The 12,879-nt window shown below is 70.4% G+C and carries 8 protein-coding genes; 2 read left to right on the forward strand and 6 right to left on the reverse strand.

The genetic code is table 11. The features are described from left to right. Positions 1-48 precede the first annotated feature (48 nt). The 3 genes from DSC45_RS07665 to DSC45_RS07675 all read right to left on the reverse strand — a co-directional run bounded on the left by DSC45_RS07665 (position 49) and on the right by DSC45_RS07675 (position 9,151). Entirely contained in the window at positions 49-1,188 is a 1,140-nt protein-coding gene (locus DSC45_RS07665; protein WP_240434514.1) for a glycosyltransferase, read from the reverse strand. Then, positions 1,185-4,058 carry a bifunctional glycosyltransferase/CDP-glycerol:glycerophosphate glycerophosphotransferase gene (locus DSC45_RS07670; protein ID WP_119288340.1) on the reverse strand — a complete coding sequence of 958 codons (2,874 nt, stop codon included), beginning with the start codon at positions 4,056-4,058 and terminating at the stop codon, positions 1,185-1,187. The genes DSC45_RS07665 and DSC45_RS07670 overlap by 4 nt, the downstream gene beginning before the upstream one ends. Before the next feature lie 149 nt (positions 4,059-4,207). Next, positions 4,208-9,151 carry an NAD-glutamate dehydrogenase gene (locus tag DSC45_RS07675; protein ID WP_119288342.1) on the reverse strand — a complete coding sequence of 1,648 codons (4,944 nt, stop codon included), beginning with the start codon at positions 9,149-9,151 and terminating at the stop codon, positions 4,208-4,210. 477 nt (positions 9,152-9,628) lie between these two features. Between DSC45_RS07675 and DSC45_RS07680 the strand changes: the two genes are divergently transcribed. Then, positions 9,629-10,195 carry a DJ-1/PfpI family protein gene (locus DSC45_RS07680; protein WP_119288344.1) on the forward strand — a complete coding sequence of 189 codons (567 nt, stop codon included), beginning with the start codon at positions 9,629-9,631 and terminating at the stop codon, positions 10,193-10,195. A 63-nt stretch (positions 10,196-10,258) separates the two neighbouring features. Here DSC45_RS07680 and DSC45_RS07685 read toward each other — a convergent pair whose 3' ends face one another. Continuing rightward, complete coding sequence (locus DSC45_RS07685; protein WP_119288346.1) at positions 10,259-10,921, reverse strand: HAD family hydrolase; 663 nt, start codon at positions 10,919-10,921, stop codon at positions 10,259-10,261. 70 nt (positions 10,922-10,991) lie between these two features. Next, positions 10,992-11,498: a DUF6912 family protein gene (locus DSC45_RS07690; RefSeq protein ID WP_119288348.1), complete on the reverse strand. Its 507-nt coding sequence runs from the start codon at positions 11,496-11,498 to the stop codon at positions 10,992-10,994. Positions 11,499-11,968: 470 nt separating this feature from the next. Here DSC45_RS07690 and DSC45_RS07695 point away from each other — a divergent pair, with 470 nt between their 5' ends. Next, positions 11,969-12,304: an Rv3235 family protein gene (locus DSC45_RS07695; RefSeq protein ID WP_119288482.1), complete on the forward strand. Its 336-nt coding sequence runs from the start codon at positions 11,969-11,971 to the stop codon at positions 12,302-12,304. A 143-nt stretch (positions 12,305-12,447) separates the two neighbouring features. Here the strand turns inward: DSC45_RS07695 and DSC45_RS07700 are convergent, their stop codons facing one another. Then, positions 12,448-12,846, reverse strand: a complete 399-nt coding sequence (locus DSC45_RS07700; RefSeq protein WP_119288350.1) for a VOC family protein — start codon at positions 12,844-12,846, stop codon at positions 12,448-12,450. Positions 12,847-12,879 lie beyond the last annotated feature (33 nt).

Here is a 12,879-nt window from a genome sequence, read left to right on the forward strand (position 1 = left end):
GCCCCGCCACCACCGGCCGCTCACCGCTGCCCGCTCACCGCTCACCGCTCACCGCTCCAGAAACGCGAACAGCCCCTCCCACCGCCGCACGATCTCGTCCGTCGAGTACCGCTGGATATTGCCCCGGGCAGCGTCCCCCATCCGGTCCCTGAGCGCCTTGTCCGACATCAGCGCGTCGAGGTGCCGGGCGAGCCGGGTGATGTTGCCGAGGGGTGCGAGCAGCCCGTCCACACCGTCCTGGACGATCTCCCGCACCCCCGGCGCACAGTCGAAGGCCGCGCACGGCACACCGGTCGCCATCGCCTCCATCAGGGCCAGCGGAAAGCCCTCGTAGCGCGAGGACTGCACGAAGACGGAGCCCGCCCTGAGCGCCGCCGCCGGATCGTGGGTGCGGCCCTGCCAGCGCACCGAACCGTCCAGGCCGAGAGCCCAGCACTGCCGCCGCAGGGTGTCCTCGTCCTCACCGTCCCCGTAGATGTGCAGTTGCCAGTCCGGGTGCAGCGGAGCGACCTCCGCCCAGGTCTCCAGGAGCATGTCGATGCCCTTCTGGTCCTCCAGGCGGCCGATGCTGGTGACGACGCGGCCGGTGCGCGGCGAGGGTGCGTCGGGCAGTACGGGCAGCGGATTGGGCATGTGGCCGACGTTGTTCATGCCGCCGTGGGAGATCCACAGGTCGGCGTCCTCCCGGGTCAGCGGCAGCATCCGGTCGACGTCCGCGTAGTACCTCTTGCAGCGCCCAAGACGTGAACTGCCGCGGGTCGCGGCGTACGACTCGTGGCTCATGCCGATCACGGTGTGGCCCGCGGTGTCGGCGCGGACCACCCACTCCATGGCCCAGACTTGCGTGACGATCACCACCGCGCCCGGACGGGCCGCCCGGAACAGCGCCGTGAGCTTCGCGGACTGCGCCGGCATCGTGGCCTCGCGGCCCTCCCGCGGCGGATCGGCGTCGTACAACGTCGTGGTGGGGTACGGCAGTTCGTCGCCCAGACGCTGCTGCTGACCCTCCGGGGCGGGCCGGATGCCGACGACGTGCACACGGTGGCCGCGAGCGGTGAACAGTCGCGCCATCTGATGCGACCAGGTCGTCACCCCGCCCAACTCGTCGACGCTGTTGGAGACCAGGAACACGTCGCGCGCCCGGTCCGCGAGCGGGGACTCGACGGTGGTCTCGAGTGCGGTCGTCACGCGTGCCTCCCGGGGGCGAAGAACGTCGAGACGACGCGGCTCGCGGCGTCCCCCTGGTCGTACTCGCCGTAGCGGGCCACGAAGTCCGCCCGGGCCGCGGCGTATTCGGCGTCGGCCGACTTCAGGTCGGCCACCGAGTCGAAGAGTTCCTCCTGCGTACCGACGACAGGGCCCGGCGCCTCCTCGCGGAGGTCGAAGTAGGTGCCGCGACTGTGCGCCGCGTACTCCTCGTAGTCATACGCGTAGAAGATCATCGGCCGGTCGAGCAGGGCGTAGTCGAACATCACGGACGAGTAGTCCGTGATCAGGCCGTCGGCGAGGGCGAGCAGCGGGGTGATGTCGTGCTGCGAGGTGACATCGACGACCGCGCCGCGCACGGACGGCGGCAGCACCACGTGGTTCAGGTAGTGCGAACGGATCAGCAGCACACAGCGGTCCGCGAAGCGCCGCGCGAACTCCTCGACGTCAAAGGGGAGTTCGAAGGTCCGAACCTTGCCGCCCTCGGTGGCGCGGAAGGTCGGCGCGTACAGGAGGACGGTCCTGTCGTCCGGGATCCCGAGCTCCGCCGCCAGGGGTCCACGCGCGCGTGCACCCGTGTTCTCCTCCGCGGCGCGGGCGGCCACGAGCGCGTCGTTGCGCGGATAGCCGGTGCGCAGCGGCACGTCGGGACGCAGCCGGTACGCACGCGCGAGAGTGCGGACGTCGTGCTCGGAGCGGACCAGGAAGGCGTCGAAGCGGTCGAGTGCCTGCTGGTAGGCCTGCTGCGCCGGGTGCCACATCGCCTTGTAGCCGGGCTCGTCGAAGCCCATCCGCTTGAGCGCGGAGCCGTGCCAGGTCTGGATGTACGTGGTCTCGGGGCGCTTGGTCAGCTTGAGCGGGAAGCCCTGGTTGTCGATCCAGAACTCGGCCTGCGCCAGATACCTGAGGTACGGCCAGCTCCAACGCCGCACCAGCACCGCGTCCTCGGGGAACCCGGCCGGCTTCTTCCCCGCGTACGACCACACGGCACGGAAGCGCACCCCCTGCCGCCGCATCTCCTCGTAGATGGCCCGCGGACTGTCGCTGTACTGCCGGCCCAGGTGGCTCTCGAAGACCACCAGCCCCTTGCGGACCGGCAGCCTGGCGAGCAGCCGGTGGTACGCACGGATCTTGGTCTCCCCGGAGCGCAGCCGGTTCCGGGTCGACCGCACCTTCCGCTTGGCGGTGCCGGCCGGGCCGGTGGCGATGGCCCGTCGGATCGCCTCCTCGCTACGCCTCGCGGCCGGCCCCCGCGACACGAGGCGGAACGCGAGATGGCCGCGCTGCGAGACCCGTGGCTCGAGCCGGTCCGCGACGAGCCGGGTCAGCCGCGGACGTACCCGCAACTCGGCGGCGTCCTCGATGTCCTGGTCCCGCGCGGTCAGCCGGGTTCGCAGCCGCTCCCCGTCCACGTCGAGGATCAGACGTACGTCCCACACGGCGTCGATCACACCGAGCGGCCGCAGCCCCCGGGCGAGGTCCACCTCCGCGCTCCACTCCAGCGTCTCGCCGGCGTGCCGCAAGGAGGCGAGCGGGAAGCGGAACGTCTGCAGGCTGCGTCGACGGGCACGGAACTCGAGCTGTCCGCGCAGCGGCCGGTCCGCGCGGATCCGGCCGAGCGGGTTCACGATCCTGCCCGCGAGCCGTACGGGGCCGCGGCCGCCCGCGCCGAGGTCGGTGTACTCGGTGAGCTCGTTGCGCAGGAAGAGATGTCCGAGCGGGGCCGTGTGATAGCCGAGTGCGGTGACGTCGAGGACCTCGCGGCCCAGCGGGTCGTCGAGATGGTCGGCGCACCAGTAGACGCGGGCGTCGCGTTCGGCCAGCGGCGAGGACAGCTTGTCGCGGTTGGTGAGGGTGTCGGCCGCGGGGATCAGCCGGTCCCAGTCCTCCAGGAGCAGGAGATAGGCGCAGATGGCCTGGGCGGGCTGCACCTCCCGGTAGACCTCGGGCGCGAATCCGGCGACATAGGGCCGGGCGAGTTCGGCGAAGGCGCGCCGGTACTCCTCGTCCGTGGACGGCAGATCGCGCAGGTGAAGGACCAGGTCGTGCTTGAGGAACTTCACGTCCTTGTGGAACTTGAGGTCCGTCAGGCCGCGCTCGGCCAGGAGCGTGTCGACCTGGCGGTGGATCTCCATCCGATGCGCGAAGTTGGCGATCTCGTGGCGGCGGTTGCTGATGGACTTCGCGGCTGCACCGTCCACCACGTTCCAGTCGTAGACCCGGTTCGGGATGAGGGTGATGCGGCGGGCCGCCACGTATGCCTGCGCGGAGAACAGCAGGTCCTCGTAGTGGATGCCGACCGGGAAGCGCAGGCCCTCACGGGCGAGGAAGTCCCGGCGGTAGCACTTGTTGGTCGACAGGGTGTCGAAGACGAGCAGGTCGGGGAGTTCGGCGATGGACTCGAGGGTGCGGGTCCGGTCGTAGAGCCAGGGGTACCACTTGACCTGCTTGCCGCTGCGGGAGTCGACGTGGACCCGCACACACAGTCCGGCGACCAGATCGGCGCCGGTGGTCTCGGCGGCCTCCAGCATGTTGCGGCAGGCGTTGCGCTCCAGGACGTCGTCGCTGTCCAGGAACATCACGTACGTCCCGCGCGCGTGGTCGACGCCGAAGTTCCGCGGAGCGCCGCAGCCGCCGCTGTTCTCCGGCAGCCGGAGGGCGCGTACGCGACCGGGGTGCTCGGCGGCGAGTTGCTGCGCGACCCGGTACGAGCCGTCCGTACTGCAGTCGTCGACCACCAGGACCTCGACGGACCGCAGTGTCTGCCCGAGCGCGGAACGCACTGCCGCCGGCAGCCGCTCCTCGTCGTTGTAGACGATCACGACGACGGACACGTCCGCGGTCACATCCATGCGTCCCTCCAGACACCCGGCACTGCTCGTACACAGTCCGATTGTCATCCATAACGGGACAAACCATCGAGCTCATGGGGGCCAACGGAGGTCGGGGAACGACGGAAGGGGCCCCGAAGGACCCCTTCCGTACGGGTGTGCCCGCAGCGTCAGCTGTGCGTACGCAGCAGCGTCCGCATCGTGCGCATCGCCACCGACAGGTTCGCCAGGTCGAAGTCCTCCGAGCCCTGGATCTCGTCCAGGGTCGTCTTCGCCCGGCCCAGGATCGCCGCGTTCTGCTGCTCCCAGGCCTTGTAGCGCTGCTCCGGGGTCGCCGAGTCGCCGCCCGCCGCGAGGACGTCCGCGGTGAGGGCGGCGTGCGCCGCGTACAGGTCCTCACGGATGGCCGCGCGGGCCATCGACTGCCAGCGGTCGGTACGCGGCAGGGCGCTGATGCGGTCCATCAACTGGGTGATCCCGAGCCGGTCGGCGAGGTCGTAGTACACCTCGGCGACCGCCATCGGCTCCTTGCCCATATTGTCCGCGATCAGGACGTTGTCCAGGGTCGGGAAGGCCGAGGAGAAGCCCGCGACCTGCTGGGCCAGCTCCTCGGTGACACCGGCGCCGGTCAGCTCGTCGCGGATCTGCTGGTACCACTCGAGGTCCGCGCCGCGAAGCAGCGACGGCAGCTCGGACCAGACCTGCCGCACACCGCCACTGAAGAAACCGATGGTCTCGGCCAGTTCGAGCGGCTGCGGGCGGTTGTTCAGCAGCCAGCGGGTGCCGCGCTCCACAAGCCGCCGCGAGTGGAGCCGGATACGGGTCTGTACGTCTGCGGGCACCACGGTGTCCAGCGCCTCGACGGCGTCCCAGACCGAGCCGAGCCCGAAGATCTCGCGGGCCGCGGTGTGCGCCCGTACGACCTCTTCGAGCGAGGCGCCGGTCTCCTCGCGCATCCGGTGCAGGAAGCTGGTGCCGCCCGCGTTCACCGTGTCGTTGACCAGGACCGTGGTGACGATCTCGCGGCGCAGCGCGTGCCCGTCGATCTGTTCCGTGTACCGCTCGTGCAGCTGCTTCGGGAAGTACGCGTGCAGCAGCCGCTGCAGATACGGGTCGTCCGGCAGGTCCGTGGAGAGCAGTGCGTCCGCCACCGTGATCTTGGTGTAGGCGAGCAGTACGGCCGTCTCCGGCTGGGTCAGACCGTGTCCGTGAGTCAGCCGCTCGCGGATCTGCCGGTCGGTCGGCAGGAACTCGAGCGCCCGGTCGAGGTCGCCCTCGCGCACCAGCGTGCGCATGAAGCGCTGCTGGGCGTGGACCATGCTGGACGACTGCGCCAGGGCGTTGGCCAAGGCCGTGTTCTGCGCGTAGTTGTTGCGCAGGACGAGGCGGCCGACCTCGTCGGTCATCTCGGCGAGCAGCTTGTTGCGCTGCTTGACGGTCAGATCGCCGTTCGACACCACCGCGTTCAGCAGGATCTTGATGTTCACCTCGTGGTCGGAGGTGTCCACGCCCGCGCTGTTGTCGATCGCGTCGGTGTTGATCCGGCCGCCGTGCTGGGCGAACTCGATACGCCCGAGCTGGGTCAGGCCCAGGTTGCCGCCCTCGCCCACGACCTTGGCGCGCAGGTCGGCGCCGTCCACCCGGATCGCGTCGTTGGCCTTGTCGCCGACGTCCGCGTGGGACTCGGTGCTGGCCTTGACGTAGGTGCCGATGCCGCCGTTCCACAGCAGGTCGACCGGCGATTCGAGGATGGCCTGCATCAGCTCGGCCGGCGTCATCTTGGACACCGAGCCCTCGATGCCGAGCGCCTCGCGCATCTGCGCGTTGACCGGGATCGACTTCGCCGAACGCGGATGGATACCGCCGCCGGCGGACAGCAGGTCCTTGTTGTAGTCGGCCCAGGACGAGCGGGGCAGCTCGAAGAGGCGGCGCCGCTCGGCGTACGAGACGGCCGCGTCCGGAGTCGGGTCGATGAAGATGTGCCGGTGGTCGAAGGCGGCGACCAGGCGGATGTGCTCGCTGAGCAGCATGCCGTTGCCGAAGACGTCGCCGGACATGTCGCCGACGCCGGCCGCGGTGAAGTCCTCGGTCTGGCTGTCGTGCCCCAGCTCCCGGAAGTGCCGCTTGACCGACTCCCAGGCGCCGCGGGCGGTGATGCCCATGCCCTTGTGGTCGTAGCCGGCCGAGCCTCCGGAGGCGAAGGCGTCGCCGAGCCAAAAGTTGTAGCTCTCCGCGACCTTGTTGGCGATGTCGGAGAACGTCGCCGTGCCCTTGTCGGCGGCGACCACCAGATAGGTGTCGTCCTCGTCGTGGCGCACCACATCGGCGGGCGGCACGATCTCGCCGCCGACCATGTTGTCGGTGATGTCCAGGAGCGCCGAGATGAACATCTTGTAGCTGGCGACGCCCTCGGCGAGCCACGCGTCCCGATCCTTGGCCGGGTCCGGCAGCTGCTTGGCGACGAATCCACCCTTCGCGCCGACCGGCACGATCACGGTGTTCTTCACCATCTGCGCCTTGACCAGACCCAGGATCTCCGTACGGAAGTCCTCCCGCCGGTCCGACCAGCGCAGACCACCGCGCGCGACCTTCCCGAAGCGCAGGTGTACGCCCTCGACCCGCGGCGAGTACACCCAGATCTCGAACGCCGGCCGGGGCGCGGGCAGATCCGGGATCGCCTGCGGGTCGAACTTCATCGAGACGTAACTGTGCGGGACACCGCCCGACGCCTCCTGGAAGAAGTTCGTCCGCAGCGTCGCCTTGATGACCGTGAGGAACGACCTGAGGATGCGGTCCTCGTCGAGCGAGGCGACCTGGTCGAGCGCGCCGTCGACCTCCTCGAGCAGTCCGTCGATCAGCTCGGTGCCGGCCCGCTGCCGGTCCGGCGACATCCGCGCCTCGAAGAGCGAGACGAGCAGCCGGGTGGTGTGGACGTTGTAGTGGAGGGTGTCCTCCATGTAGTCCTGGCTGAACTTGGAGCCGGCCTGCCGCAGGTACTTCGCGTACGCCCGCACCACCATCGCCTGGCGCCAGGTCAGACCGGCGGCGAGGACCAGGGAGTTGAAGCCGTCGTTCTCCGCCTGGCCGGTCCAGACCGCGGCGAACGCCTGCTGGAACCGCTCGCGGGCGTCGTCGGCCAGATAGTCGCCGTTGCCGTTGGACTTGGGCATCCGCAGGCCGAAGTCGTAGATCCACGCGGTGCTGCGGTCGCTGCGGCGCAACTCGTAGGGCCGCTCGTCGACGACCTCGCAGCCGAGCTTCTGCAGCACGGGAAGCACCGCGGACAACGAGACCTGGCCGCCGTCACGGTAGATCTTGAAGCGGCGCTCGCCGGGGCCCGCACCGACCGGTTCGTACAGGCTGAGCGCGAACCCCTTGCCCTCCGCGGCCAGTTGCTCCAGATGCGTCAGGTCGGCGACTGCCGCGCGCGGGTTGTGGTCCGCCTTGTAGCCCTCGGGGAAGCCGCCGGCGTACTTGCGCAGCAGCGCCGCGGCGCGCTCCTCGCCCAGCTCGGAGTTGAGGGCCTCGGCGAAGCCGTCGGCCCAGGACCGCGCGGCGTCGACGAGGCGCGCCTCGATGCGCTCGGTGTCGGCGTCGGTCAGCTCGGGCAGCTCGGTGCCCTGCTTGACGCGGACCACGAAGTGCAGCCGGGACAGGATGGACTCCGTGTTCCAGGCCGTGAAGTCGACGCTGGCGCCCTGGAGTTCTTCCTTGAGGATGTCGATGATGCGCAGCCGTACGCCCGTGGTGTAGCGGTCGCGCGGCAGGTAGACGAGCGCCGAGTAGTAGCGGCCGTACTCGTCCTTGCGCAGGTAGAGCCGGAGGCGGCGGCGCTCCTGCAGGTACAGGACGCTGGTGACGATGGCGCGCAGCTCGTCCGGCGGTGTCTGGAACAGCTCGTCGCGCGGGTACGTCTCGAGGATCTGCAGCAGGTCGCGGCCGTCGTGGCTGTTGGGCGAGAAGCCCGCGCCCTTGAGGACCTCGGCGACCTTGCGGCGGATCACCGGAACCCGGCGTACCGATTCGGTGTAGGCGGCGGAGGAGAACAGTCCGAGGAAGCGGCGCTCCCCGACGACATTGCCCTCGTCGTCGAACTTCTTGACGCCGACGTAGTCGAGGTAGCTCGGACGGTGCACCGTGGCGCGGCTGTTGGCCTTGGTGAGGACCAGGAGCCGGTGCTCGCGGGCCTTGGCGCGGGCGTCGGCCGGCAGCCGGTTGAAGGACGGGCTGACCGGGTGGCCGTGCACGTCCTCACCGGTGTGGTGCGGGTCGGCGCGCAGGACACCGAGGCCGGTACCGGGCAGGGCGCCGAGCGAGTCGTCCTCGTTGAGGTGGTACTCGCGGTAGCCGAGGAAGGTGAAGTGGTCGGCGGCGAGCCAGCGGAGCAGCTCGCGGGCCTCCTCGACCTCCTGGTTCTGCAGATCGGCCGCGGTGGGCTCGCTCGGCAGCTCGTCGGCGATGCGCAGCGCCGCCTCGCGCATCTTCTCCCAGTCCTCGACGGCCTCACGGACGTCGGACAGGACGCGCACCAGGTCGAGGGTGATCTGCTTGAGGTCGGAGCGGTCCGTCTCACGGTCGATCTCGACGTGGATCCAGGACTCGGTGAGGGTGTCGTGCGAGCCGTCCTTCGCCCCCTCGGGCAGGAGCTCGATGAGCTTGCCCGTCACGTCGCGGCGCACCGTGACCTGCGGGTGGATCACGACGTGGATGCCGCGGTTCTGCCGGGACAGTTCGTTGGTGACCGAGTCGACCAGGAAGGGCATGTCGTCGGTGACGACCTCGACCACGGAGTGGCTGCAGGTCCAGCCGTTCTCCTCGACGGTCGGGGTGTGCACCCTGACGTTCGCCGTGCCCTGCGGTCGCTCCTCCGCCAATCGGTAGTGCGAAAGGGCGGCACCGAAGATGTCGACCGGGTCGCGGTCGGCCAGATCCTCGGGCGCGGTGTGCAGGTAGTAGCGCTGGAGATACGTCAGGAGCGTGTCCTCGGCCGGTGCCGCGGACTCACCCTCGCTCGTGGCCCCGGTCGGTAGGTGTCCTCCCACCGGGCTGTTCTCAGCAACCCGGGCCGCCCTTGCGAGCAGCTCGGCCTTGGCTTCGTCCAGCTTGGTCTGCATGGTCCTTAGGCTCCTGTCGCGCGCCGTTGCGAGACGTAGAAAGAGGTGTCGTTCTGCCGAACTTTGCCGTACGCCACGACGCGGGGTCTCCGGTCGTTGACGACGTTATGCCCCGTCGAGGGACGGGCGGGGGGTTATCGGCCATTATTGTCGGCCTGCTCCGGCCCGGAAGATCGGCGAAGGCAGCCCGGTCTCGGATGTCGTCCGAGCACACCGGGCGCGGCCCGGGGGCGGCGCTGCCCCCGCGAGCTATCGCGCTGATCACGGGACCCAGGCTATCCCCCTCCGCCAGTGGTCCGTCATGGGCCACTTGTGGACAAAACAGGGGGCCGAACTTTGACACCTTGTCCCATAACAACCGGGGTTCGATCACCCGAGGACTTGGCAAACCGGGCAGATCGCGGCACGTTGGACAAATAGGCCCCGTGCCCGTGCCCGGGCAGGGGGCGGAGATCCGGCACCGGGGAGCGTGCGGCCATGGCACCGAAGATCCTGATCGTGACCGGGGACGCGGCGGAGTCCCTCGAGGTCCTCTACCCCTACCAGCGGCTGCGCGAGGAGGGTTACGACGTGCATGTCGCAGCGCCGGCCCGCAAGACCCTGCGCTTCGTGGTGCACGACTTCGAACCCGGCTTCGACACGTACACCGAGAAGCCCGGATACACCTGGCCCGCCGATCTGGCCTTCTCCGAGGTCGACGCGGGAAATTACGTCGCCCTGGTGATCCCCGGCGGCCGGGCACCGGAGTACCTGCGCAACGACCCCGAGCTGCGCAAGCTCGTCAAGTCGTTCTTCGACACCGACAAGCCCGTCGCCCAGATCTGCCACGGCCCGCTGCTCACCGCCGCGATCGGCAGCCTGAGCGGACGCCGGGTCACGTCGTACCCGGCGCTCGAACTGGACATGCAGTCGGCGGGCGCGCGCTTCGAGGACGCCGAGACCGTGGTCGACGGCACCTTGGTCTCCGCTCGCGCGTGGCCGGACCACTCCCGGTGGATGCGCGAGTTCCTCACGGTGCTGCGCGACAAGGCTCCGGTCTCCTGACCGTGACGCCGACTTCCGACGGTCACCGGCGGCCGTCGGGCCCCGGGGTGCGCCGGCTCGTCCTCACCCCGCGATCCGGCCGGCCTCCACGACCGCCTCTGCCAGCGTGTCGACCACGGGCACGCCCACCTCGGCGAGGCTTGCCCGGCTGTGCGAACCACCCGTGTACAGCACCGCCCGCGCTCCCACGTGCGCGGCGGCCAGCGCGTCGTCCACGGCGTCCCCGATGACCACCGTCCTGCCGGGATCGATGCCGGCCAGCGCGGCGACATGACGCTCCATGTGCTGCGCCTTCGTACCGCCGGAGGGGCCGATCCGCCCGTCGACCCGGACGAAGTGGCTCTCGATGCCGAAGTTCCGCACCAGCGGCACCAGTTCCTCATGGCCGAAGAGGCTGAGGATGGACTGGCTGTGCCCGGCCGACTGCCAGTCGCGCAGCAGCATGTCCACCCCCTCGGCGAGCCCGCAGGCCTCCCGCCGCGCGGTGTAGTGCCGGTGGAACGCCTCGTCCATCACGCCCCACTCGGCTTCGGTGGGCAACCGCCCCATCAGCCGCTCGTAGAACCGCGGCACCGGTACGCAGTACAACTCCCGATAGCGCTCGAGCGTGATCGGCGCGAGGCCTATCTCACCGAAGGCGGCATTGGTCGCGCCGATGACGGCGTCGACGTCGTGGAACAGCGTGCCGTTCCAGTCCCAGACGATGTGTGAGCCCTGCTTCCCCATGCCTTCCAAGCTACCGGGCACCTCTGACAGCGCTCCATGGCGCACCCTGCCCGGTGGCCCCGCCCGCCGCTCAGCCGATGAGGTTCTCGATCTCCTGCGTCGCGAACCAGAGCAGCTCGTGGTCCTCCGCACCGTCCACCGTGAACTGCGCGTCGTCGTCACCCAGGTCCGCCGCACCGAGCGCATCGGCCGCAGCCGTCACGTCCGCCGAAGCCTCGTCCGCGTCCACATGGACGGCGGCCGCCTTGGCCAGCGGGACCGCCCCGGCGATACGCACCTCGCCGAGCGCACCGGCGTCCAGCCCGCGGTCGGGATCGACGGACGTCGCCGAGTCCGGTACGTCGGCGGCGAGCACGACCCGGCGCCGGACGGCCGAAGGGGCCCCGGAGATGAGCCGCAGCGAGGCGCCGGCCGCCCGGTTGAGCGCGGCGTACTCCAGCTCCTCGATGTCGTCGGAGAGGTACCACTCGCGCAGCGCCGGGGTCACGGCGTACGCGGTGAGCGGGCCCGGGCCCAGTTCGCCCGCCCTGTGCGCCTCGGCGAGGGAGGTGAGGGTCAGGGGGACGTACACGCGCATGGCCGCCGCTTTCTCGGGTCGGTGGTGGGGAGGCCCGGACCCGTGTGTTCCGGGGCCCTGGGGGTCTCAAGGATACGTCCGTTGTCCCCCATCGAGGCGGGGGTGTCGGGTCCCCCGGAGCTGCCGAGCGTCCGCGCCCGACGCGCACGGCCCAGGCGCCCCTTGGCCCGTCACCCTGATAGGTGATCTCCGCCCGAGCCTTCGCGGCGGTCCGGCCCACGTTGCGCCGAGGGGCGTGATCCCCGTAGAAGAACGCCACAAGCTACTGCTCGGTAAACATTCCGGGCCCAAGCAGAAACGGGGCGATCACCATGACCAGGACGCGGATCGGAACGGCACCCAAGACCCGTCGCGACCAGCGCGGACCGGCCGGACCCGCGGGAACTGCACCCCATCGGCCAACCACCGTCCCCGCGCCCCGCCGGCGCCCGGACGGACCCGCTTCCCGGCCCGCTCCGTCCTCCCGACGCATCACACCCCACGAGCTCTTCGCCGAGCGCCTCCTCGCCGTCCTCAGCGGGCGCCGGCCGGTCCACTGGATGCTGAACCACAGCATCGGCGACGGCTACCAACAGCTCGTCGAACTGGCCCCGGTCGCCCCCTTCGGCACCGTGGGCCCGCGCCCCGTCGTCCGCACCTGCCGGGCCCATCCGCTGCGCCCCGGCGTCGTCGAGGCCAGCGCCTGCGTCGGTACCGGCGAACAGGTGCGGGCCATGGCGTTCCGCCTGGAGCAGGGCCCCGATCTCCGCTGGCGCTGCGCGGCCGTCGAGCTCGACACGTCCCCGGCCCGCCCGACCGCGTCCTGACCCCCTCGCGCCTCGCCCCCCCCCTCACCGCCGGCTTCCCCCTCCGGGCCGCCGCTGCCGCGTCACAGCGGCGGCCCGGATCGCCGGGAGGCGAACGCCGGCAGAGGCGGTGACCGCAGGACCCCACGACTCTCGCGCGCAGGTCAACTCCCCTGCCCCGCGAGCTGAATCAGATCCCACCGATTGCCGTACAGGTCCCGGAAGACCGCCACCGTCCCGTACGGCTCGCGGCGCGGGGGCTCCTCGAACTCGACGCCGGCCGCCCGCAGCCGCGCATGATCACGCGTGAAGGCGTCCGTGTACAGGAACCAGCCGACCCGTCCGCCGGTCTGGTCCCCCACCCGGCGCTCCTGCGCCCCACTCGCCGCACGCGCCAGCAGCACCGCCGTCTCCCGCGCTCCGGGAGGCGCGACGACCACCCACCGCTTCGGGCCGTCGAGCCGGGTGTCCTGGAGGAGCTCGAAGCCGAGTACGCCGCAGTAGAAGTCGATCGCCTCGTCGTAGTCGCGCACGACCAGCGTCACCAGTCCGAGATGGGCCATCCGCCCAGCCTGCCCGACGGCCACCGGCGCCGT

The sequence above is a fragment of the Streptomyces sp. YIM 130001 genome (assembly GCF_003574445.1).
Taxonomy (GTDB): Bacteria; Actinomycetota; Actinomycetes; order Streptomycetales; family Streptomycetaceae; genus Streptomyces.

Coding starts and splice junctions, on each gene's coding strand:
- DSC45_RS07685 (WP_119288346.1), bottom strand. CDS start 10,921: ATGGGGAAGCAGGGCTCACACATCGTCTGGGACTGGAACGGCACGCTG.
- DSC45_RS07670 (WP_119288340.1), bottom strand. CDS start 4,058: ATGGATGTGACCGCGGACGTGTCCGTCGTCGTGATCGTCTACAACGAC.
- DSC45_RS07700 (WP_119288350.1), bottom strand. CDS start 12,846: ATGGCCCATCTCGGACTGGTGACGCTGGTCGTGCGCGACTACGACGAG.
- DSC45_RS07690 (WP_119288348.1), bottom strand. CDS start 11,498: ATGCGCGTGTACGTCCCCCTGACCCTCACCTCCCTCGCCGAGGCGCAC.
- DSC45_RS07680 (WP_119288344.1), top strand. CDS start 9,629: ATGGCACCGAAGATCCTGATCGTGACCGGGGACGCGGCGGAGTCCCTC.
- DSC45_RS07675 (WP_119288342.1), bottom strand. CDS start 9,151: ATGCAGACCAAGCTGGACGAAGCCAAGGCCGAGCTGCTCGCAAGGGCG.